The sequence below is a fragment of the Terrabacter tumescens genome (genome assembly GCF_014646815.1).
Lineage (GTDB): Bacteria > Actinomycetota > Actinomycetes > Actinomycetales > Dermatophilaceae > Terrabacter > Terrabacter tumescens.
On sequence record NZ_BMNZ01000005.1, the window covers coordinates 392,122 to 414,414 of the forward strand.

At 72.5% G+C, this 22,293-nt stretch carries 20 protein-coding genes; 11 read left to right on the forward strand and 9 right to left on the reverse strand.

All coding sequences use genetic code 11. The annotated features are described in order from the left end of the window. The first annotated feature begins 98 nt into the window (after positions 1-98). The 4 genes from IEY30_RS14990 (at position 99) to IEY30_RS15005 (ending at position 5,997) form a co-directional block, all read left to right on the forward strand. Positions 99-1,973 (forward strand): alkyl/aryl-sulfatase, encoded by a 1,875-nt coding sequence (locus tag IEY30_RS14990; protein WP_030198805.1) that lies wholly within the window; start codon positions 99-101, stop codon positions 1,971-1,973. A gap of 52 nt (positions 1,974-2,025) precedes the next feature. Further along, positions 2,026-3,096, forward strand: a complete 1,071-nt coding sequence (locus IEY30_RS14995; protein ID WP_043416845.1) for an AI-2E family transporter — start codon at positions 2,026-2,028, stop codon at positions 3,094-3,096. Between the two features lie 169 nt (positions 3,097-3,265). Further along, the gene (locus IEY30_RS15000) at positions 3,266-4,339 is read left to right on the forward strand and encodes an SGNH/GDSL hydrolase family protein (protein WP_081920500.1); all 1,074 of its coding nucleotides are present in this window, start codon (positions 3,266-3,268) and stop codon (positions 4,337-4,339) included. A 101-nt stretch (positions 4,340-4,440) separates the two neighbouring features. Next, positions 4,441-5,997, forward strand: a complete 1,557-nt coding sequence (locus IEY30_RS15005; protein ID WP_030198793.1) for a phytoene desaturase family protein — start codon at positions 4,441-4,443, stop codon at positions 5,995-5,997. Between the two features lie 6 nt (positions 5,998-6,003). Here the strand turns inward: IEY30_RS15005 and IEY30_RS15010 are convergent, their stop codons facing one another. Further along, positions 6,004-6,591: a DNA-3-methyladenine glycosylase I gene (locus IEY30_RS15010; protein WP_030198783.1), complete on the reverse strand. Its 588-nt coding sequence runs from the start codon at positions 6,589-6,591 to the stop codon at positions 6,004-6,006. Positions 6,592-6,641: 50 nt separating this feature from the next. On the opposite strand from IEY30_RS15010, the gene IEY30_RS15015 reads away from it, so the two are divergent. Continuing rightward, positions 6,642-7,136 (forward strand): DUF4385 domain-containing protein, encoded by a 495-nt coding sequence (locus IEY30_RS15015; protein ID WP_030198778.1) that lies wholly within the window; start codon positions 6,642-6,644, stop codon positions 7,134-7,136. A gap of 4 nt (positions 7,137-7,140) precedes the next feature. On the opposite strand, the gene IEY30_RS15020 is transcribed toward IEY30_RS15015, so the two are convergent. Beyond that, positions 7,141-8,382, reverse strand: coding sequence for a PucR family transcriptional regulator (locus IEY30_RS15020; protein ID WP_030198774.1), 1,242 nt, complete (start codon positions 8,380-8,382; stop codon positions 7,141-7,143). Positions 8,383-8,468: 86 nt separating this feature from the next. Here IEY30_RS15020 and IEY30_RS15025 point away from each other — a divergent pair, with 86 nt between their 5' ends. From IEY30_RS15025 to IEY30_RS15040, 4 genes are all read left to right on the forward strand, one after another. Further along, entirely contained in the window at positions 8,469-9,617 is a 1,149-nt protein-coding gene (locus tag IEY30_RS15025; RefSeq protein WP_030198770.1) for a ferredoxin reductase, read from the forward strand. A 65-nt stretch (positions 9,618-9,682) separates the two neighbouring features. Beyond that, positions 9,683-10,846, forward strand: a complete 1,164-nt coding sequence (locus IEY30_RS15030; RefSeq protein ID WP_030198765.1) for a fatty acid desaturase family protein — start codon at positions 9,683-9,685, stop codon at positions 10,844-10,846. A gap of 309 nt (positions 10,847-11,155) precedes the next feature. Further along, entirely contained in the window at positions 11,156-12,022 is an 867-nt protein-coding gene (locus IEY30_RS15035; RefSeq protein ID WP_052358570.1) for a phosphatase PAP2 family protein, read from the forward strand. A 10-nt stretch (positions 12,023-12,032) separates the two neighbouring features. Continuing rightward, positions 12,033-13,718 (forward strand): NAD(P)/FAD-dependent oxidoreductase, encoded by a 1,686-nt coding sequence (locus IEY30_RS15040; RefSeq protein WP_030198761.1) that lies wholly within the window; start codon positions 12,033-12,035, stop codon positions 13,716-13,718. A 165-nt stretch (positions 13,719-13,883) separates the two neighbouring features. Here IEY30_RS15040 and IEY30_RS15045 read toward each other — a convergent pair whose 3' ends face one another. From IEY30_RS15045 to IEY30_RS15065, 5 genes are all read right to left on the reverse strand, one after another. Then, positions 13,884-14,177 carry a hypothetical protein gene (locus IEY30_RS15045; RefSeq protein WP_030198758.1) on the reverse strand — a complete coding sequence of 98 codons (294 nt, stop codon included), beginning with the start codon at positions 14,175-14,177 and terminating at the stop codon, positions 13,884-13,886. 118 nt (positions 14,178-14,295) lie between these two features. Next, positions 14,296-14,919 carry an FMN-binding negative transcriptional regulator gene (locus tag IEY30_RS15050; protein ID WP_030198755.1) on the reverse strand — a complete coding sequence of 208 codons (624 nt, stop codon included), beginning with the start codon at positions 14,917-14,919 and terminating at the stop codon, positions 14,296-14,298. 146 nt (positions 14,920-15,065) lie between these two features. Continuing rightward, positions 15,066-15,335 (reverse strand): hypothetical protein, encoded by a 270-nt coding sequence (locus IEY30_RS15055; RefSeq protein WP_156035301.1) that lies wholly within the window; start codon positions 15,333-15,335, stop codon positions 15,066-15,068. Continuing rightward, the gene (locus IEY30_RS15060) at positions 15,332-16,201 is read right to left on the reverse strand and encodes a DUF4097 family beta strand repeat-containing protein (RefSeq protein WP_030198745.1); all 870 of its coding nucleotides are present in this window, start codon (positions 16,199-16,201) and stop codon (positions 15,332-15,334) included. The genes IEY30_RS15055 and IEY30_RS15060 overlap by 4 nt, the downstream gene beginning before the upstream one ends. A 102-nt stretch (positions 16,202-16,303) precedes the next feature. Continuing rightward, positions 16,304-16,864, reverse strand: coding sequence for a toxin-antitoxin system HicB family antitoxin (locus tag IEY30_RS15065; protein WP_052358569.1), 561 nt, complete (start codon positions 16,862-16,864; stop codon positions 16,304-16,306). 105 nt (positions 16,865-16,969) lie between these two features. Between IEY30_RS15065 and IEY30_RS15070 the strand changes: the two genes are divergently transcribed. Both IEY30_RS15070 and IEY30_RS15075 read left to right on the forward strand, forming a co-directional pair. Continuing rightward, positions 16,970-18,286, forward strand: coding sequence for an MBL fold metallo-hydrolase (locus IEY30_RS15070; protein ID WP_030198731.1), 1,317 nt, complete (start codon positions 16,970-16,972; stop codon positions 18,284-18,286). Between the two features lie 149 nt (positions 18,287-18,435). Beyond that, on the forward strand, positions 18,436-19,533 hold the full coding sequence (locus tag IEY30_RS15075) for an MBL fold metallo-hydrolase (protein ID WP_043416889.1): 1,098 nt from the start codon (positions 18,436-18,438) through the stop codon (positions 19,531-19,533). A gap of 37 nt (positions 19,534-19,570) precedes the next feature. Here the strand turns inward: IEY30_RS15075 and IEY30_RS15080 are convergent, their stop codons facing one another. Both IEY30_RS15080 and IEY30_RS15085 read right to left on the reverse strand, forming a co-directional pair. Next, the gene (locus IEY30_RS15080) at positions 19,571-20,116 is read right to left on the reverse strand and encodes a GtrA family protein (RefSeq protein WP_156035297.1); all 546 of its coding nucleotides are present in this window, start codon (positions 20,114-20,116) and stop codon (positions 19,571-19,573) included. 5 nt (positions 20,117-20,121) lie between these two features. Further along, positions 20,122-22,200 (reverse strand): glycosyltransferase family 39 protein, encoded by a 2,079-nt coding sequence (locus IEY30_RS15085; protein WP_030198721.1) that lies wholly within the window; start codon positions 22,198-22,200, stop codon positions 20,122-20,124. Positions 22,201-22,293 lie beyond the last annotated feature (93 nt).

The following is a 22,293-nucleotide window of genomic DNA, read 5'->3' on the forward strand; positions in this document are numbered from 1 at the left end:
ACCGACGCCGCTCACCTCATGCTCCGTCGCGTGCCGAGAGCGGGCATCACCCCGGCGGGGTGAGGCCCCCGGCCCCTGCCCGGTGGTGCCATGAGCACATGAGCGCAGGAGACGTCACCCCGACCATCACCGCCCAGCAGCAGGCCGTGCTGGCGCAGCTGCCCTTCTCCGACGAGCACGACGTCGAGGCCGTCGACCGGGGCTTCATCGCCGCGCTCGACCCTGGCGTGGTGACGAATGACGAGGGGCGCACCGTCTGGGACAACGACAGCTACGCCTTCCTGCGTGGCAAGGCGCCCGACAGCGTCAACCCGAGTCTCTGGCGGCAGTCGGGACTCGTCGCACGGCAGGGGCTCTACGAGGTCGTGCCGGGGATCTACCAGGTGCGCGGGCTCGACCTGTCGAACATCTCGTTCGTCGAGGGTGAGAGCGGCGTCATCGTCATCGACCCCCTCATCAGTGCGGAGACCGCCGCGGCGGCGCTGGGCCTCTACCGCGAGCACCGCGGCGACCGGCCGGTCGTCGCGGTCGTCTACACCCACTCCCACGTCGACCACTTCGGCGGCGTCAAGGGCGTGACGACCCAGGAGGACGTCGACGCCGGGCGGTGCCAGGTCATCGCGCCGGCCGGCCTCGTCGAGGAGGCGGTGTCCGAGAACGTCTACGCCGGGACGGCGATGAGCCGCCGCGCGGGCTACATGTACGGCGCCTCCCTCCCCCGCGGCGAGCGGGGACAGGTCGGTGCGGGGCTGGGCCAGACCACCTCGGCGGGCTCGGTGACGCTCATCGTGCCGACCGTGGACGTCACGACGACCGGCGAGGAGCTCGTCGTCGACGGGGTGCGGATGGTCTTCCAGATGGCACCCGGGACCGAGGCGCCGGCCGAGATGCACTTCCACTTCCCGGAGCTGCGGGCCCTCTGCATGGCAGAGAACTCGACGCACACCCTGCACAACCTGTTGACGCTGCGCGGGGCGCTGGTGCGTGACCCGCACGCCTGGTCGGGCTATCTCACCGAGGCCATCGACCTCTTCGGTGAGCAGACCGACGTCGTCTTCGCCGCGCACCACTGGCCGACGTGGGGCCAGCAGGAGTGCATCGAGTACCTCTCCGTCCAGCGTGACCTCTACGCCTACCTGCACGACCAGACGCTCCGGATGCTCAACCGGGGCATGACCGGCTCCGAGATCGCGGAGGAGATCCAGATGCCGCCCGCTCTCGAGGCGGCGTGGCACACGCACGGCTACTACGGCTCGGTCAGCCACAACGTCAAGGCCATCTACCAGCGCTACATGGGCTGGTTCGACGGCAACCCTGCCCACCTCTGGCAGCACCCACCGGTCGAGGCGGGCCGTCGCTACGTCGAGTTCATGGGCGGGGCCGACGAGGTCGTGCGCAAGGCGCAGGGTTCCTACGACGCGGGCGACTTCCGTTGGGCCGCCGAGGTGCTCAGCCACGTCATCTTCTCCGACGAGCACCACGCCGGAGCGCGCGAGCTGCTCGCCGCGACGTTCGAGCAGCTGGCGTACGGCTCCGAGAACGGCACGTGGCGCAACTTCTACCTCTCGGGCGCACACGAGCTGCGTCACGGCAGCTTCGGCACGCCGACCGCGGCGGCGGCGCCGGACCTGCTGGCCCAGCTGACGCCGGAGCAGCTCTTCGACGCGCTCGCGATCCGCGTGCACGGTCCGCGGTCGTGGGACCTTCATCTGCGCCTGGACGTCGACCTGACGGACGGTGACCGCTTCCGCCTCACCCTGCGCAACGGCGTCCTGACCTACTCCTCGGCGACCCGGCACGACGAGCCGGACCTGACCCTGCGGATGCCGAGGGCCGCCCTCGGGGTCCTGATGTCGGGCGCCGACCCCGGCACCATCGACGGGGTGGACGTCTCGGGCGACCCCGGCGTGCTGCAGGCGCTGCTCGGCGCGCTCGACGCGCCGGACCCCGACTTCGCCATCGTCACCCCCTGAGCACGCCGAGCACCCAGAGAGTGCCGAGAGTGTCGAGAGTGTCGAGGCCGTCGTGACCGTGGAGCCCGTGCGACCGGTGGTGGCGCCGCGTGGCGTCCTCATCCTCGTGGCGCTGGCCGCTGGTTTCGTCGTGGCCTTCGGCATCCGTCTGGCGTCGGGCATCGTCGGCCCGCTCTTCCTCGCCCTCGTGCTCACGATCGCCGCGTTCCCGGTCCGCAACGCCCTGGTGCGTCGCGGCGTGCCGGCCTGGCTCGGGACGGTCGCCGTCATCCTCGCCATCTACCTCGGCTCGGTCGCCCTCGCGGTGCTCGTCGTCGTGTCCGGGGCCGAGCTCGCCGGCCTGCTCCCCCAGTACGCCGACGACCTCCGCTCGCTCGTGGCCGGGCTGACGGACTGGCTGGCGGCGCGCGGGATCCAGCCCGCCCAGACGCAGGCGCTCGTCTCGTCCCTCGACCTGGGACGGGTCACGAGCCTCATCACGTCCCTGCTGGCGGACGTGCTGTCGCTCGTGACCAGCCTCGTCTTCGTCCTCGCCCTCGTGCTCTTCTCCGCCATGGACGCCCGCGGCTTCTCGGACACGCTGGCGCGGCTCGAGACGGAGCGTCCGGCGTTCGCGTCGGCGATGACGTCGTTCACCCGCGGCACGCGCCAGTACCTCGTCGTGTCAACGGTCTTCGGCGCCGTCGTGGCCCTCATCGACACCGTGTTCCTGTGGTTCGTCGGCGTCCCCGGCGCCATCCTCTGGGGGCTGCTCGCGTTCATCACGAACTACATCCCCAACATCGGCTTCCTCATCGGCATCGTGCCGCCGGCGATCCTCGCCCTGCTCGAGGGCGGCTGGGGCATGTTCGCCCTCGTCGTGGTCGTCTACAGCGTCGTCAACCTCGTCATCCAGTCGGTGATCCAGCCGAAGCTCGTCGGCGACACCGTGGGCCTGTCGGCCGTGGTGACGGTCCTGTCGCTCGTCGTCTGGTCGCTGCTGCTCGGGGGCATCGGCGCGGTCCTCGCCGTCCCGCTGACGCTGCTCGTCAAGGCGCTCCTCGTCGACGTCGATCCCGACAGCCGCTGGCTCGGGGGGCTGCTCGGGGACCGTCGAGCGCTGACGACTGCCGAACCCTCCTGACCTCCGGCCTCGCCGGAGCGCTGACAGTTCGGCTCGCGGGCCCGGGCAGCCGGCCCTACTGTCCGGTAGTGGGACGTGTGACACGGGGCACATCGTGGGCGCCGGGCGACGCCCCGAGCGGTTGCAGTGCTCAGCGTCAGCAAGCCTTCCACCCACAAAGGAGTGTGTCGTGAAGAGCAGGTCCCTCATGCCATCCACCCGCCGCCGCGCCATCGGCGCCGGCCTGTCCGCGCTCATCGGCCTCGGTGCCGCGCTCGCACTCGGCGCCCCCGCCGTCGCGGCCGGCACCACCTACGTCGCCCTCGGTGACTCGTACTCCTCCGGCACCGGCACCCGGACCTACATCAGTGACGGCACGTCGTGCCAGCGCTCGGTCTACGCCTACCCCTCGCTCGACGCCTCGGCGCTCGGGCTGTCCCTGAACTTCCGCGCCTGCTCGGGAGCCACGGTCGCCGACGTCACGAACACCCAGCTGTCGGCACTCTCGAGCACGACGGCCTACGTCACGATCTCGGTGGGCGGCAACGACGCCGGCTTCGCGAGCGTGCTGACGACGTGTGCGCAGCCGAGCTGGCTCAGCAACTGCAACGGCGCCATCGACACGGCCCAGAGCACCATCAACAACACCATCCCGGGCCGTCTCGCCACGCTCTACTCCTCGATCCGCGCCAAGGCGCCCAACGCGCGCGTCATCGTCGTCGGCTACCCGCGCATCTTCAACGGCGAGGACTGCAACGCCCTGACGTGGTTCTCGCCCACCGAGGAGTCCCGGCTCAACGCCACGGCGGACCTGCTCAACTCCAAGACCGCCACGGCCGCCTCCAACGCCGGCTTCACCTTCGTCAACCCGACGTCGAAGTTCGTCGGGCACGCGGTGTGCGACAGCGTCGAGTGGCTCAACGGCCTGTCGAGCCCGGTCAGCGAGAGCTACCACCCGAACGTCGCGGGCCACCGTGACGGCTATGCCGTGCTGACCAAGCCGGCGTTCGGGCTCGCGCTCAAGCTCTCCGCCGCCCAGGCCGAGGCCAAGGCGGTCGCGTCCGCCGACAGGCTGGCCCGCGACGCGAGGCGGTATGCCGCGGTCGACCGCACGATCACGCCGGAGCGTTTCGTCGCTCCCGACCTCACGACACCGGCCGCCCGCGCCGCCGCGGCCCGCGCCGGGGTCGACCTGAGCAGCCGTGCGAGCATCGACGCCGCCGACCGGCTCTACAACGCCCGGCAGGACGCCGCGCGCCGCTGACCCGCAAGGAGGAGAGTGCCCACTCGACGTCCCAGGACGTCGGGTGGGCGCTTTCGCACCGGTCGAGCGAGCGCCTCGCCACGGTCGCCTAGGGTGAGCGCGTGCGCTACGACGACATCATCATCGGGGCCGGACACAACGGCCTGACCGCGGCCGCCTACCTCGCCCGTGCCGGGCGCCGGGTCCTCCTGCTCGAGCGCGCCGACCACGTGGGCGGGGCCGCCGTCTCGGCCCGCGCGTTCGAGGGCGTCGACGCGCGGCTGTCGCGCTACTCCTACCTCGTGTCGCTCCTGCCCCGACAGGTCCTCACCGACCTCGACCTCGACCTGCGGCTCATCCGGCGCCGGTTCTCCTCCTACACGCCCGTGCCGACCGACCCGGACCGTGGCCTGCTCGTCGACCACGGTGACGAGGCCGCGACGCGAGCAGCCTTCCGCGCGTTGACCGGTGGCGACGAGGCGTATGCCGGGTGGTCCGACTTCTACGCCCGCATGGCCGGGGTGGCCGAGCGGGTCTTCCCGACGGTCCTCGAGCCGCTGCGGTCGCGCGACGACGTGCGGTCCCTCTCGGGCGACGCCGCCCTGTTCGACGCGCTGACGACCCGCCCGGTCGGCGAGCTCATCGAGTCGGTCACGAGCGACGACACGCTGCGCGGCATCATCGCGACCGACGCGCTCATCGGCACCTTCGCCTCGCTCGGCGAGAGCGACCTGCGCCAGAACGTCTGCTTCCTCTACCACCTCATCGGCGGCGGCACCGGCGACTGGGACGTGCCCGTCGGCGGCATGGGCGCCCTCACGGACTCCCTTGCGGCAGCAGCGGTCTCGGCCGGGGCGACCGTCCTCACCGGCGCCGAGGTCACCTCCGTCGACCCGTCGACGGGCGAGGTGGCGTGGTCCGGCGGGAGCGCCGGCAGCGGCCGCGCCGTGGGCGGCTCCCTCGTCGCCGGCTGCGCGCCGGCCGTGCTCAACCGGCTGCTCGCCGCCGCGGGCGCCGAACCCGTCGACACCGAGCCCGACGTCGAGGGTGCGCAGCTCAAGGTCAACATGCTCCTGACGCGCCTGCCCCGGCTCCGCGACGCGGCAGTCGACCCCGCGGCCGCCTTCGCCGGGACCTTCCACATCAACGAGGGCTACTCCCAGCTCGAGCAGACGTATGCCGCGGCGCGCGACGGGCGCATCCCCGACCTGCCGCCGTGCGAGATCTACTGCCACACCCTGTCGGACCGCTCGATCCTCGGACCCGACCTGGCGGCGAGCGACGCGCAGACCCTGACGCTCTTCGGCCTGCACCTGCCCGCGAGGCTCTTCCGTGCCGACAACGAGGCGGCGACCCAGCAGGCACTCGAGGCGACCCTGCGCTCGCTCGACTCGGTGCTCGGCGAGCCGATCGAGTCGGTGCTGGCCCGCGACGGCGACGGCAACCCGTGCATCGAGGTCAAGAGCCCCGTCGACCTCGAGCAGGCCGTCGGCCTGCCGGGGGGCAACATCTTCCACCGCTCGCTGCAGTGGCCGTGGGCCGAGCGCGACTCCGAGGTGGGCACCTGGGGCGTCGAGACGGCATACGACAACGTGCTGCTCGGCGGAGCCGGGGCGAGGCGCGGTGGCGGCGTCAGCGCGATCCCCGGCCACAACGCCGCCCGCGCGATCCTGGGCTGACCGGGCCTAGGCAGGCCAGACGCCCGAGCTGCCTCGCCGGTGGCTGGCGAGCAGGTGCGTGTCGACGATGCCGACGGCCTCCATCAACGCATACATGGTCGTCGGCCCGACGAAGGCGAAGCCCTTCTTGCGCAAGGCCTTCGACAGCGCCTTGCTCTCGTCGGACACCGTCGGCACCTGGGAGTGGTCGTGCGGGCGCGGCGTGTCGGCGGGCTGGAAGGACCACACGAGGTCGACGAGGCCGCCGTCCTCACGGAGCGCGATCGTGGCGCGCGCGTTGGTGATCGTGGCCTGGATCTTGCCGCGGTGCCGGATGATGCCGGCGTCACCGAGCAGCCGCTCGACGTCGTCGTCGGTGAAGGTCGCGACGACGTCGGGGTCGAAGCCCGCGAAGGCCGCCCGGAAGTTGGGCCGCTTGCGCAGGATCGTCGCCCACGACAGGCCGGCCTGGAAGCCCTCGAGGCAGATCCGCTCGTAGAGTCCGCGCTCGTCGCGGATCGGCATGCCCCACTCGGTGTCGTAGTAGTCCATGAGGAGCGGGTCCACGGACGCCCAGGCGGGGCGGGCGAGCCCATCAGTGCCGACGACCGTCATGCCGTGACCCTAGGACACCCGGACGACACCGCACGCGACAGGATGGGGACGTGACGTCCGACCCCTACGCCGGCCTCGACCTCGACGCGCTCGACCTGCGCGAGCAGCCCGAGCTCTACCGCGTCGGCCGTGGCGAGCAAGGCGTGCTGCGGGTGCAGCCCTACAAGGACGAGCTGCTGCCGCTCTGGCGGTTCCGCACGCCCGACGTCGCGCGGGAGAGCGCGGCGGCCCTGCGGGCCAGGTTCGACGACTACGTCGCCGCCGGCGACCTCGTCGGCGCCGACATGGCGCGCAAGTTCCTCCAGATGGGCTACACGCGCTCGCGCCGCTACGCCAACCACGCCGGCGGCCGGAAGTACGACGGTCCGGTCCCCGAGGACCAGCGCGGACGCAGCGGCTCGCACGGGCGGCGCGAGCTGCCCCGCAGCGCGGAGGACCCCGACAAGGCCGAGTCCGCGCGGATCTTCAAGGAGGCGTGGGACGCGATCGAGCAGGTCGAGGCCTACACCGACTGGCGGTCCGAGCACCGGTCGCTCCACGGCTGAGCCGCTACCCCCGCGAGGACGCGCCCGAGGGGCCTGACAGGGCGATGACGAGCTCGCGGACCACGGCCGGGTCGGTGAGCCGGTCGCCGTAGAGCTCGCGCACCTGGCCCATCCGGTAACGCACCGTCTGGGCGTGGACGTGCAGCTCGGCGGCGACCGCGTCGCGTCGACCTTGGTGCAGCAGCCACGACAGGAGCGTCTCGGCGAGCCGGTCCTGCGTGGCCGGCGGCAGGTCGGCGAGCGGCGCGAGCACCCGGTCACGGAGGTCGGCGAGCGCCTCGGGATCGGCCGTGAGCACGAGGTCGGCCAGGTGTCGCTCGGTGTCGACGGCGGCTCCGCTGCGCGGCGGCCGGGCCAGGGTCGCGGTGCGCGCGGCGCGGTCGTAGGACGAGCGGGCCAGGGCCCATGGCCGGGCCGGCCCCACGACGGCGTGCCGGCCGGTGAGCACGCGCAGCAGGTGCACCCGGCCGGGGCCGTCGGCGTCGGGGACGAGCAGGAGCGTCAGCGGGTGGTCGGGATCGGCGTCCGCGATGCCCTCGAGGTCCTCGCCGACCTGGAGCGTGTCGGCGCCCAGCGACGCCAGGGCGCGACGCGCCTCGGCCGCAGGCAGCAGCACGGCCGTGAGCGAGGCCGGCGGTGACCACTCGGCCCGGGCCGCGGCCGCCGTGAGCACGTCGGTGCCCGCGCCGGCGAGCAGGTGCTGGCCCAGCCGTTCGCGGTAGCGGTCGCGCACCCGTCCGCTCGTGGTCAGCTCGTCGGTGTGCCCGGCCACGCTGGCCGCCGACAGCTCGTCGATGTAGGCGAAGAGGAGCTCGGCGAACTTCGCCATCGTCGTCGCGGGCAGGCCGGCATCGGCCGCGGCCAGGGCGAGCTGGCGCCAGGACACCCGGGCACCGACGCGGTACGCCGCGAGCAGGCTGTCCATGGACCGGCCTCCTCGCGCCTCGCCGCGCCCCAGGGCGTAGGCGCCCTCGCGGGTCGGGCCGAGCGGGGTGCTCGGGTCGACGTCTCGGCCACCGCCCGCGAGCTTGAGGAAGCCGGCGATGGCCATCTGGACGGCGCGCTGGATCGTGGCGCCGGCCGTGCCGCCCAGGGCGCCGCGGTAGTCCGGGACCTCGTCGACGACCGCGGCCACCGTCGTGGTCGCGATGGCCGGCAGGCGCTCGCGCAGGGCCCGCAGCACCGCGTCGTCGAGCTGGAGGTCGGCCGCGCCGAGGGCCGTGGCGCTCGCGGTGTCCTTGGCCATCGACTGTTCCCTCCGAACAAGAGTTCCCCCGGACTTCACGCCGTACGGTCAGGATCTTACCCTCGGTCCTCAGTCATGCTGGAGACATGAGCCTGACCGGACTCTCGAAGATCTCGAGCCCCTCGCCCCGAGCACCCCGCCCCACCCTGCGCGGCCGCCTGCTCCAGCTCGCCGAGCGCGCGACCTCGCCCCTGCTGCCCGCGGACTACCTCGACCTCTTCGACCCGCTGCGGCCCGGCGCCGACCTGCGCGGACGCATCGTCGAGGTGCACCCCGAGACCGCCGACGCCGCCACCATCGTCATCCGCCCCGGCGCCGACTGGGCCGGGCACGTGCCGGGGCAGTACGTCCGCATCGGCGTCGACGTCGACGGCGTGCGCCAGTGGCGGGCCTACTCCCTGACCCACGGCCCGCGCGCCGACGGCAACATCTCGATCACCGTCAAGGCCGTGCCCGACGGCCTCGTCAGCACCCACCTCGTGCGCGAGTCGCGACCGGGCACCCTCGTGCACCTCGAGCAGGCCCAGGGCGAGTTCGTCCTGCCGACCGACGGCGGCAAGTTCCTCTTCGTCACCGCGGGGTCCGGCGTCACGCCCGTCATCGGGATGCTGCGCAACCTCTTCCCCGTCGCGGACTCCGGCGTCGTGCGCCTGCCCCGCGCGGCGGCATACGACATCGTGGTCGTGCACGTCGCGCCCAGCGAGCCCCACTCGATCTTCATCGACAACCTCCGCGCGCTCGACGCCGCGGGACTCATCCGGCTCGTCGCGCGCTACGACGACGAGCACGGGGTGCTCGACGTGGCCGACCTCGAGACGCTCGTGCCCGACCTGCACGACCGGCAGACCCTCGCCTGCGGTCCCGGCGGCCTGCTCGACGCCCTCCAGACCCACCACGACGCCCGCGGGCTCTCCCTGCTCACCGAGCAGTTCCGCGCCTCGACGCTCGTCGTCGGCGAGGGCGGCACCGTGGGCTTCACCGGTTCGGGCACGACCGTCGAGGCCGACGGGGCGACCCCCATCCTCGACGCCGCCGAGGCAGCCGGCGTGCTCATGCCGTCCGGGTGCCGCATGGGCATCTGCTTCGGCTGCGTCCTGCCCCTGCGCGAGGGCGCCGTCCGCGACCTGCGCACCGGCGAGGTGACGACCGCGACCCCCGGTGAGACCGAGGGCCGGGGCGTCCCCGTCCAGACCTGCATCTCCGCCGCCGCCGGCGCGTGCGTCATCGACCACTGACCGCCCGGCCGCACCACCCCCACCCGACCCACAGACCCACCCGACCCCGGACCAGAGGAGTCACCATGACCGTCCTGCAGAAGAAGGCCCACAACCCCATCGGGCACCTCAGCCCCGAGGACATCGAGCAGATCGGCGTCGAGCTCGACGCGATCCGCCAGTCCGTCATCGACACCCGCGGAGCCGACGACGCGGCCTACATCCGCAAGGTCATCGCGACCCAGCGCAAGCTCGAGCTCGGTTCTCGCGCAGTGCTGCTCGTCTCGATGTTCCCGCCCGCCTGGGTCGTCGGGACAGCCGGACTCGCCGTCGCCAAGATCATCGAGAACATGGAGATCGGCCACAACGTCATGCACGGCCAGTGGGACTGGATGCGTGACCCGAAGATCCACTCGACGACGTGGGAGTGGGACAACGCGAGCCCGTCGGAGCAGTGGAAGCACTCGCACAACGAGCTGCACCACACCTACACGAACGTCATCGGCAAGGACAACGACCTCGGCTACGGCATCATGCGCGTCGACGAGGACCAGCGCTGGGTGCCGCTCTACGCCGCGCAGCCGCTGTGGAACTTCGTCAACGCCTGCTTCTTCGAGTACGGCATCGCCGCCTACGACCTCGAGCTCGGCAAGAACCTCGCCACCAAGGAGCGCCGCCAGGACCCCGACTTCCGGGCGCGGGCCAAGGTGACGCTGAAGAAGATCCGCAACCAGATGACGAAGGACTACGTCATCCACCCGCTGCTGTCGGGCCCGTCCTTCCTCAGCACGCTCGGCGCCAACGCCACGGCCAACCTCATCCGCAACCTGTGGACCCACTCGGTCATCATGTGCGGCCACTTCCCCGAGGGCGTCGAGACCTTCGAGCGCCGCTCGATCGTCGGCGAGACCCGCGGCGAGTGGTACCTCCGCCAGATGCTCGGCTCGGCCAACATCAGCGGCAGCAAGGCCATGCACTTCATGACCGGCAACCTCAGCTTCCAGATCGAGCACCACCTCTTCCCCGACCTGCCGAGCAACCGCTACCAGCAGATCGCACCGCAGGTGCAGGACCTCTTCCGCCGCTACGGCCTGACCTACACGACGGGCTCGCTGCCCCGTCAGGTCGCCTCGGCGTGGAAGAAGGTCTTCCGCCTCTCGCTGCCCAACGGCGCCCTGCGTCGGGGTCGCGGTGCCACCGTGACCGACCTGCCGGCCTCCGCGCCGGCTCGCGAGCACGCCGCGGCCTGAGGCTCGTCGCCCCTCCCGGAAAGTTCGTGGCTCGACGCGGCAGAAACCGTGTCATGAAACGAGAGCCCGTTCGTCTAACAGGTGAAGGGACGCCCTTGGCGTCCTGGCAACAGCCCGGGTGTTCGTGGAGGGGCGCCCAGGGCTGGCCCGTCGGGGACGGGCAGCACCGAACATAGCCCCCGCTCGCCCACCTGAGCGGGGGCTCTGTGCTGCCCCCTCGGCCACCCTCGGCCACCCGATCGCGTATGCCGGGTGGCGGCGCCGAGCGTGTGCGCCGGGTCGCGGCGTCGCTGCGGGTAAGGATGGGTCATGCCAGACTCCCCGCGCTCGCGCACGCCGGACGACACGATCGGCGCCCGGGACCTCACCGCGTGGCGCACCCGCTCCGGACGGTGGCTCGTCGGGCTCTTCGCCGGCCTGGCCCGCGCCTCGCGGCCGGCGGCGCGCCGGGTCGTCTCGTGGTCGTCGGCGCACCTGGCCTTCGTCGTCTTCGCCGTGGTCGCCCTCGTCGTCATGGCCGCCCTCGTCGAGGGCGTCGAGACCGTCTACGAGGGGGTCGTCGGACGCGACGGGCTGACCGTCGTCGACCAGCCCGTCCTCGACGCCGCGATCACGCTGCGCTCCCCCGGCCTCGACTCGGCCGTCACGGCGTTCACCGACGTCGGGGGCCCGGTCGGCATGCCGATCCTCGCGCTCGTGGCCGTCGCGGTGCTGACGTGGCGCCGGAGGCGCTGGACACCCATCGTCCTGACCCTCATCGCCGCCGCGGGGTCGCTCGCGATGACGATCGTCGGCAAGGGCTTCGTCGACCGGGCCAGGCCGCCGGCCGACCTGGCCGTGCCACCGCTCGAGGTGTCGGCCTCGTTCCCCAGCGGCCACACGCTCAACGCGACGGTGCTCACCACCGTCATCGTCTACCTGATCCTCATCGAGACGACCGCCGCCAGGCAGCGCACCCTGACGATCACGCTCGGCACGCTCTTCGTCCTGGCGATGGGTCTCTCCCGCGTCTTCCTCGGGCACCACTGGCTCACCGACGTCCTCGCGGGCTGGCTCATCGGTCTGGCCTGGGCGCTGGCCGTCATCACCGCGCACCGCCTGTGGCTCACCCTCCGCGAACGACCGGCGGTCGCAGGCTCGCCCGACGGCATACCCCAGGAGGGCGCAGCCTCCTAGGATCGATCGGGTGAAGCCGGCGATCATCCTCGTGTCCGAGACGCGCTCCGACGAGCTGCGGGGCGAGTTCGGGCGCTACGCCCGCGACTACGACCTGCCGACGGCGACGTCGGCCCGCGAGGCCAAGCAGGCGGCGAAGCGCGTCGTCGCCGAGGGCGGCCAGGTCGCGATGTTCGTCACCGAGTCGCGGCTGCCCGACGCGGAGGTCTTCGAGGCCTTCCACTGGTGGCGCGCGACCGTGCCCACGGCGCGTCGGGTCATCGCCGCGCACGTGTCGACCTTCCGCGAGGACGCCGAGAGCCTGCGGGGCGGCATGGCCAAGGGCAAGTACGACGCCTACCTCCTCGCGCCGCGCGGCGCCCGCGACGAGGAGTTCCACACGGCCATCTGCGAGCTGCTGTCCGACTGGGGATCGACCGTCGCCGAGCCCGAGGTCGTCGCCGTCGCGATCGTCTCGCCCGTGGAGGACGCGCTGACGCTGAGCATCCGCGACTACCTCGACCGGATGGGCCTGCCCAACCGCGTCTACCCGCCCGACAGCGACAAGGGCCGGCACGTCCTCGAGCTCCTGGCGGCCGAGGGCGCCGAGCCGGAGTTCCCGGTCTTCATGGACCTCAACCAGCGCGTCGGCAGCGCCCGGAGCGTGCGCGACGTCGCCTCGGCCATCTACGGGCGGCCGGCGGACGTCGACGTCGACCGGGTCGTGGACGTCGCCATCGTCGGGGCCGGACCCGCTGGTCTCGCGGCCGCGGTCTACGCCTCGTCCGAGGGCCTCAGCACCGTCGTGCTCGAGTCGGAAGCCGTCGGCGGACAGGCGGGCACGTCGTCGATGATCCGCAACTACCTCGGCTTCCCGAGAGGCATCAGCGGTATGCGTCTGGCCCAGCGCGCGCGCAACCAGGCGATCCGCTTCGGCACCCAGTTCTTCTCCGGCTGGCCGGTCACCGCCCTCGAGCCGGGCGCGGTCGACGCAGAGGGCAACCGCGAGCCGCACCGGCTGCACACCGACGGCGGCGACCTGCTCGCCCGAGCCGTCGTCGTGTCGGCGGGCGTCAAGTACCGCCGGCTCGACGCCCCCGGGATCGAGAAGCTCGTCGGCCTCGGCGTCCACTACGGCAGCGCCATGACGGCCGCCCGCGAGATGGAGGGCTACGACGTCATCGTCGTCGGTGGGGGCAACTCCGCCGGCCAGGCCGCGATCCACCTCGCCCGCTTCGCGCGGTCGGTGACGATCCTCGTCCGGCGCGAGACCCTCGCGGAGACGATGTCGGACTACCTCGTCGGAGAGATCGCCTACAACCCGCGGATCACGGTGCAGGGCTGCTCCGAGGTCATCGAGGGCGGGGCCGGCGACGACGCCCGGCTCGGCTGGGTCACGGTGCGCAACACGTCCGACGGCACGCAGGAGCGGCGCGAGTGCCGGGGGCTCTTCCTGCTCATCGGCGCGGAGCCGCACTGCGACTGGCTGCCCGACGAGGTCGTCCGCGACGCGCGCGGCTTCGTCCTGACCGGGCGCGACGTCCCGCTGGAGCTCTGGCGCGGGGGGCTGCCGCCCGAGAGCCTCGAGACGACGGTGCCGGGCGTCTTCGCGGCCGGCGACATCCGTGCGGGGTCGATGAAGCGGGTGGCCGCGGCGAGCGGCGAGGGCGCGTCGGTCGTGCCGCTCGTGCACGCCTGGCTCGACCCGTCCCGCTGACCTCGCCGCCACCTCCGCGTCGGGAACTGGGCACTCGACCCACGCGCCTCCCGTCGAGTGCCCAGAGACTCACGGCGCGAACCGGGCACTCGGCCCACGCCTCCCGTCGAGTGCCCAGAAACTCACGTCGGGAACTGGGCACTCGACCCAGACCCCGCCACGGGGTCAGAGGCGGATGAGCTGCCCGTCGCGGAAGGAGTAGCGGTAGGCCGTCGTCGTGGCGGCCGGCAGGTTGGCGGGGTGCGACGCGTGGTGGCGGTGCGGGTGCGGAGCCGGCTGGGTGGCGGTGCCCACCGGCGTCAGGCCACCCGCGACACCGGCGGCGTGCGCCTGGCCGGCACCGAGCGCGGCCGTGCCGACGAAGGCGACGGCGACAGCCGCACCGGCGGCACCGAGGCCACGACGCAACGTGGAGCGGAGGGTCGAGGGGGCGGTGCCGGGGCGCGGTGTCGTGTCCATGGCTCCACCGTCGTGCCGGCTCCTGTGGGGCGTCTGTGCCTGAGGGGTGCGTTGCGCATGCGTCGGGAAGCCCTGCGGCGCAGCGTCTTTCAGCCCGAGCGGCTGGCCGGCGAAGCGTCTAGCCGCGGAGCGCCCGCTCCATCTCGTCCGCGACGAGGTGTGCCACGGCGTCGCCCTCGGCGCGCAGCCCCTCGATCGCGCCCTCGCGGTCGGCGTCGGACCTGTTCTGGCTCAGCTTGGCCTTGCCCTCGACCGACTCGACGACGACCTCGATGCCGACGATGGCGCGCAGCCTGCCCCGGACGTACTTCGCCGGCGCATCGCTGACGGCCCAGGGTTGCTCGCGACCGGACTCGTGCCGCTCGGTGAGCCGGGTGACGACATCGAGCACCCAGTCGGGGTCGTCGTGGACCGTGACGGCGCCTCGGAGCTGGACCTCGCTGTAGTTCCACGTCGGCACGACGCGTCCGTGCTCGGCCTTGCTGGCGTACCAGGCCGGCGAGACGTAGGTGTCGGCGCCGGCGACCACGACGAGCCCCGGCGATGCGGGCGCGATCCGCGTCCAGTGGTCGTTGGCGCGCGCGAGGTGCCCGACGACCCGGTCGCCGTCGACGATCACGGGCAGCAGCGTCGAGTCGGGACGGCCGTCCGGCCCGACGGTCACGAGGTGCGCTGCGGCGTGGGCGGCGAGGAACGCCGACACGTCGGGGTCGTCCATGGCGTTGGCCTTGGGCACGTACATCCTCCGATCGTGCCACGCGCGGATCGCCCCCGGCCGGGCCGTCCCCGCCACCTCCCTGACACGGCAACACACCGAGAACGAGCCAAACCTGACGGTTACAACCGCAGGGGCTGGCGGGTTCTCGGTGTGTTGCGGAGGGGGCGGGGTCAGCTGTGCCGGTGTGGTGCCCGGCGAGGTGCCGCGGTCCACGGCCGCGGGCTGCCGGCGTGCGGCGCCGACACGGGGTGGTGCGGCGGGACGGCTGCCGGCTCGGCGGCCGGGTCGAGTCGCTCGGCGAGGCTGCGGAGCAGGAGCGCCGCGCGGACGTGACGGCGGACGCGGCTCGCGTGGCGGTGGGCCGGCTGCGCGTGGTGCGCCGCGGCGACGCGCTCGACGATGCGCTCGCGGGCCACCGCCTCCTGGAGTGACAGGCTCATGCGAGGCTCACCTGCGCCCGCTTGACGCGGATGTCGCCGCTGCCCGAGTGCACCGTGAGCCGCGCTTGGGCCTCGGCGTCGCCGGGACCCGAGGTGCCCTCGAGGTCGATGTCGACATCGCCGGTCACGGTGTTGAGGTCGAGGTAGGCCGCGACGCCGTGCGCGACGGCGATGGTGACATCGCCCGTGCCCGTCCGCGCCCGGACGTCGCCCCCGTGGACGCCGGCGAGGCTGACGTCGCCGGTCCCGGTGGTCAGCTCGAGGTCGCCGGTCGAGGCACCGATCTGCAGGTCTCCCGACCCGGTCTTGGCCTTGACGGCCGCATCCGAGCGGCGCAGCGAGATGTCGCCGCTGCCCGAGACGAGGTCGAGGCGTCCGCCGCCGGCGCCGACGGTGATGTCGCCGGACCCCGTCTTGGCGTCGAGGTCGCCGCTCGCGGCCTGGAGGGAGATGTCGCCCGACCCGGACTTGAGCCGGGCGGAGGCCACCTCGTGGAAGACGAGATCGCCCGCTCCGGTGCTGGCGCGCACCTCGCCGAGCAGACCGGCGGCAGTGACGTCGCCGGCACCGGTCTTGGCGTCGACCGAGCTGCCCGCGGGGAGCTCGATGTCGACGTCGACCGAACCCTTGGTGCCGAGGGAGAAGAAGCTGTCACGCAGCTTCGGCGCGATGACGGAGACGTCGTTGCCGTGCGCCTCGACCGTGAACTTCTCGGCCATCTCGGCGCCGGACTTGCCGTGCGGGTGGAGGCGGACGGTCGTGGCCGTGCCGGTGCCGACCGTGAGGATCAGGTCGCCGACGAGGAGCTCGACCTTGAGGTTGATGGGACCCGTCGTGTCGAAGCGGGTCTCGAGGGTGGTGCCCATGGGAAGTCCCCTTTTGCTCGTGGTGCGCTGGTGGTGGTCGTATGCCGTGTCGTGCTGCGTGCGCGTGGTGGCTCGGTGCGTGGTGGCTCGCTCGCCCGCTGGTCAGCGGACCCAGCCCTGGACCCGCTTGTTGGACGAGCGGTTGCGGCCGGGGGCGCCGGGACCGAACTGCGGTCCGGGCGGCATCGGCGGGAAGGGCGGCATCGGGCCCGGTCCCGACGCGGTGGCGGCGCGGACCGCGTTGACGATCCACGTGTTGAGCGACTGGCCCCGGCCTGCGGCCAGCTCCTCGGCGCGGACCTTGAGGGCCTCGGGCAGGCGCAGGGTGATCCGGGAGGTCTCGGCACCCTCGTCGTCGGATGACACCACGGTGGTGTCATCGGTGGCGATGGCCTGGGTGTCGTCGACGAGCGCGGAAGGCCCGCCCCCGACGACGACGAAGACGGGCTCGCGGCCTTGGAGGCGGACCTCGACGGACGTGCCCTCGAGCTCGTTCGTGATCTCGGCCGCTGCGTGCGACAGCGCGTCCATCAGGGCGAGGCGGGCGGAAGAGTCGAGCGCGAAGCCGATCCGTTCGGCGGCCTGCTCGGTCTCCGGACCCATCGCCCTGGCCGCCTGGGCGAGATCCCGACGCAGTGCGTCGACGTACTCGGTGATGTCCATACGCATCACTATGACACCATCATGGTGTCACGTCAACACCATGATGACGCGCAATGCGGGCGGGGTACGTTCAGCACACCCCTCGCCCCTCCTGAAAGGTGCCCGATGCGCAGCCTCGGAACCTCCGACCGTCCGTCCGTCCGAGCCCTCTCCTCCGCCATCGAGACGGTCTCCTCGCGCACGCGAGCGCGCCAGTTCGTGCGGGTGATGAACCGGATGGGCGCCTCGCCCGCCGCGATCCTGCCGTTCGTGCGGGACTCGCCGAACTTCAAGGGCCGGCGCTTCGAGGGCGAGGAGCCGTCGCTGCGGCCCCGGGTCAAGGCGCAGACGAGCGCCCTGCTCGCAGCCATCCGCGTCAGCGGCCGCGGTCAGCCCGCCGGCACCGTGCCCGTCGTCACCGCCGAGCCGCCGCAGCAGCCCGGGGAGCTCGCCGTGACCTGGTACGGCCACGCGACGAGCGTGCTCGAGATCGACGGCGCCCGCTTCCTCATCGACCCGGTCTTCAGCGAGCGCGTCTCACCGATCCGCCACTCGGGCCCCAAGCGCATGCACCCGGTCCCGGGCGCCATCGCCGACCTCCCGAGCATCGACGCCGTGCTGCTCAGCCACGACCACTACGACCACCTCGACCAGCCCTCCATCGTGCGGCTCGAGGAGACCCACCGCCCGCAGTACGTCGTGCCGCTCGGCGTCAACGCGCACCTGCTCTCCTGGGGCGTGCCCGAGACGCGCATCACGGCCCTCGACTGGCGCGGCGAGACGGAGGTCGCGGGCATCCGCCTGACCTGCACCGAGGCGAGGCACAACTCCGGTCGCGGGCTCGTCGACAGCCAGACCCTCTGGGCGGGCTGGGCGCTGCACGGCCCCCGGCACACGGCCTACTTCGCCGGCGACTCCGGCACGTCCAAGCGGTTCGCCGCGATCGGCGCCGACCTCGGCCCGTTCGACGTGACCCTCATGCCGGTCGGGGCCTACGACTCGTTCTGGCCCGACATCCACATGGACCCCGAGCAGGCCCTTGCCGCGCACCGCGACGTCAACCGCATCGGCGACGAGGCGCACGCCCTGACCGAGGACGCCGCCGGGATCGCCGACGCCTTCATCGAGGGCGACCAGCGCATTGACACCCCAGGCGGCACGCACGAGGAGGGCGAGCGCACCGAGACGACCCGCACCGTGCAGACCGCCGCCCGCGAGTCGCTGCTCGTCCCGATCCACTGGGCGACCTTCAACCTCTCGATGCACTGGTGGGCCGAGCCGGTCCGTCGCATCCGCAAGGCCGCTGTCGAGGCGCACGTGCCCGTCGCCTTCCCCCGAGTCGGGCAGCGCGTCGACCTCACGACCGGAGACGCCGCCGCGGTCGCGGCCGCCCACTCCGAGCTGTGGTGGGAGGAGTGCGCGGCACCCGAGGACCGCGACTGACGACCCCGGCCACACGGCATACGCCATCGGGCGCGCGCCGGGAGCCCACCGCGGGAACTCGGGCGCTCGCCCCGACGCTGGACGAGAATGACGGCAGCCCGCGCCCGCGTGGCCGCCGAGCCGTGAGGCACGACAGGCAGGAGAAGCCCGTGCAGCTCCCGATCCTCCGCCGGATGGGTGCGTCGACCGCGTCGCAGCGCCAGCGCGTCACCGGATCGCCGCACTACCGTGACGGCGAGTTCCGTTCCCACGAGCCGACGCACGTCGTGGCAACGTCCGAGGCCGAGGGGCCCGGCAGCATGTTCGCCACGATGGTCCGCGAGTTCGGGCGCGGCCGCCCCCGAGGCACCGTGCCGCTCGTGACCCCGCGCCACCCGCAGGAGCCCGCCGACCTGGCCGTCACGTGGTACGGCCACGCGACGAGCGTCGTCGAGCTCGACGGCCGGCGCTTCCTGCTCGACCCGGTCTTCGGCCGGCGCGCGTCGCCGTCCGTCGTCGCCGGGCCCAAGCGTCTGCACCCCGTGCCCGGCCGCATCGCCGAGATCCCGCACCTCGACGCCGTCGTGATCAGCCACGACCACTACGACCACCTCGACGAGCCGTCGATCCGCCAGCTCGAGCGCACCCACCGGCCGCACTACGTCGTGCCCATCGGGGTCGACGCGCACCTGCGCGAGTGGGGCGTGCCGACGGGCCGCATCACGAGCCTCGACTGGCGCGAGGAGACCGAGGTCGCCGGCATCCGCCTCACCTGCACCGAGGCCCGGCACTTCTCCGGGCGCGGCTTCGTGCGAAACCAGACGCTGTGGGCGGCGTGGTCGCTGCACGGCCCGCGCCACTCGGTCTTCTTCGGCGGCGACTCCGGGCCGACGCACCGCTACGCCGACATCGGCGCCGACCTCGGGCCCTTCGACCTGACGATCATCCCGATCGGGGCGTACAGCGTGCACTGGCCCGACATCCACCTCAACCCCGAGGAGGCCATCGAGGCCCACCTCGAGGTCAACAAGGGCGAGACCGACTCGGTGATGCTGCCCATCCACTGGGCCACCTTCAACCTCGCCACGCACTGGTGGAGCGAGCCCATCCGCTGGGCGCGCAAGGTCGCCGCCGAGCGCGGTGTGCGCATGGTCGCCCCGCGCGTCGGCACGCGGATCGAGCTGAGCGACAACGACATCGACGAGGTCGTCGCCGCCCACCAGGACCCGTGGTGGGAGGCGTGCGCGGCCCCCGAGGACCGCGACTAGTCGTATGCGGTCCGCCGGACGGCCCGGCGGACCGCCATCAACCGTCGCTGTGCGGGCTCTCGAGCACGCCGTCGACCACGTATGCCGGGTCGTGGCGGTCCGTGGGTCCGCCGGGTGACGCCCCGGCGGGCTCGGCCGGCTCTGCCGTGACCGGGGTGCGGAAGATCCAGCGCCGCATCGCCACGAACCGGGCTGCCGTCGACAGGACGTTGGCCACGGCCACGACGACCGTCTGCACGACGGTGCCTGCATCGGGCGACACCGCTCCGAGGACGGCGAGCGCGAGGGTCGTGGCGGCATACGTGATCGCGAAGATGACGAGCGCCTGGCTGTGGTGGAAGACGAGCTTGCGACGCCCCGAGACGCCGAACGTCCACGCCCGGTTGAGGGCCGTGTTGAAGAGCGTCGCGAGCACGAGCGCCACCCCGTTCGCCAGCTGCGAGGGGGCACCGCCCCGCACCAGAGCCGCGAAGAGGCCGAGGTGCAGGGCGGTGGACAGGAGGCCGACGCCCGCGAAGCGGATGATCTGCTGGGACAGGCGGACTCGTCGCACCGACAGGGGTCCGGTCGTTGGCGTCGACATGGCGGTCACTGGAGCGGCTGGGTCAGGTCGTAGAACGTCGAGCCGTCGATCGTCACCGAGGTGAAGTTCTCCTGCACCCAGGTGCTGATCTCGGACGAGGCGCTGCTGCCACCGTTCTGGCTGCCGAATCCCCTGCCGCCACTGGCGAAGTAGTGGATCTGGCCATTGGCGACGTACTGCTGGAACTGGGCGAGCGTCGGGCTCGGGTCCGAGCCGTTGAACCCGCCGATGGCCATGACCGGTAGCTGGGTGCCGAGCTGGAGACCGGCCGCGGTCTGCGAGCCGATCGCTGCGGCCACCCACGTGTAGCTGCTGGCGTCGGCCGACAGGGCCGCGACGACGGCGGTGCTCGGGGTCGAGGCGTCGAGCAGACCGCCCATGCCCCCACCGGCGCCACCGGTCTGCGGGCCGCCTTGCTGCGTCGTGCCGTTCGCGCCCTGCTGGGTCGTGCCGGTCTGACCGGGCAGCGTCGGCGGCGTGCCGCCACCCCCGAAGCCGCCGGCGCCACCCGGCCCACGGCTCGAGCCGGCGGGACCGGCCGTCACGATGGACCCGCTGTGACCCTGGGCGGTGGTCGACACGGCATACGCCCCCGGGCCGGCCAGGCCGGCGACGAGTGCGGCGGCGAGGACGAACGGGACCGCGCGGGCGTGCATCCAGCGGGTGGCGAGGATGAGCAGGGCCGCAGCCATGCCGACGGCGAGCACCGAGATGCGCAGCCAGTCGCCGTAGGCCGTGGTGCGCGAGAGGAGGATGAAGCTCCACGTCGCGGCGGCCGCGGTCGCTGCGGCGAGGGCGATCGTGCCGACCGCGCTCGAGCGGCGCTGCCACGCCTCGACCGCACCCATGCCGACGAGGGCGCCGATCGCAGGGGCGAGGGCCACGGTGTAGTACTCGTGGAAGATGCCGGCCATGAACGAGAAGACGAGCATCGTGACGACGAGCCAACCGCCCCACACGAGGTAGGCCGCGCGGCGCAGGTCGGTGCGCGGTCGACGTCCGCGCAGCCACAGGCCGGCCGCGAGCAGGATGAGCGCGCTCGGGATCAACCACGAGATCTGGTCGCCGACGCTCGAGGAGAACATCCGGAACAGCCCGGTCTCACCCCACATGCCACCGCCCGCAGCGCCGCCTCCCCCGCCGACGGAACCGGTCTCGTCACCGCTCAGGCGGCCGAGGCCGTTGTAGCCGAAGGTCAGCTCGAGGAACGAGTTCGTCTGGCTGCCACCGATGTACGGGCGGGCCGAGGCCGGCACGAGCTCGACGATCGCGACCCACCAGCCGGCCGACAGCACCATCGTGCCGACGGCGAGGAGCGAGTGGACGATCCGCTTGCGCAGGGTCGTCGGCGCGGCGATGAGGTAGGCGAGGCCGAAGAACGGCACGACGAGCAGGACCTGGAGGGTCTTGGTGAGGAAGCCGAGGCCGATGAAGACGCCGACGATCATCATCCACTTCGGGGAGGCCTGCTCGATGGCCTTGATGGTGGCCCACGCGCCGAGCGCCATGAGCAGCGTCAGGAGCGCGTCCGGGTTGTTGAAGGTGAACATCAGCGCGGCGACCGGTGTCAGCGCGAGGACGACGCCGGCGATGAGGCCCGCGGCCGCGCCGAACTGGCGCTTGACCGTCGTGTAGACGACGCCGACCGTCGCGACACCCATCAGGGCCTGCGGCAGCAGGATCGCGAACGAGCTGAGCCCGAGGAGGCGCACCGAGAGCGCCATCACCCAGAGCGAGGCCGGCGGCTTGTCGACGGTGATGGAGTTGGCGGCGTCGGAGCTGCCGTAGAAGAAGGCCTTCCAGCTGTCGCTGCCGGCCTGGACCGCGGCGGAGTAGAAGGAGTTCGCGTAGCCGCTCGCCGTGAGGTTCCACGTGTAGAGCACGAGCGTCACGAGCAGGAGACCGAAGAGTGCGGGACGGGCCCACGACGGGTCGGCGTCGGAGCCGCGCCACAAGCGCTTCATCCGACCCGGACGACCCGCACGGGCGGTGGGCTGGGAGGTGTGGGGCCGGGCGTCCGCCGGTCCGGCGGGCGCCGACGCGGTGCCGGTCCCGCCCGTGGTGGTGAGGGTCATCGTGTCCATGTCCCCACCGTCGAGCCCGGGTCTGTGCCCTTCCTATGACATGACTTTGGCGCGCTGATGAGTGCGTGCTCCGGGACGCGAACGCGGCGTTCG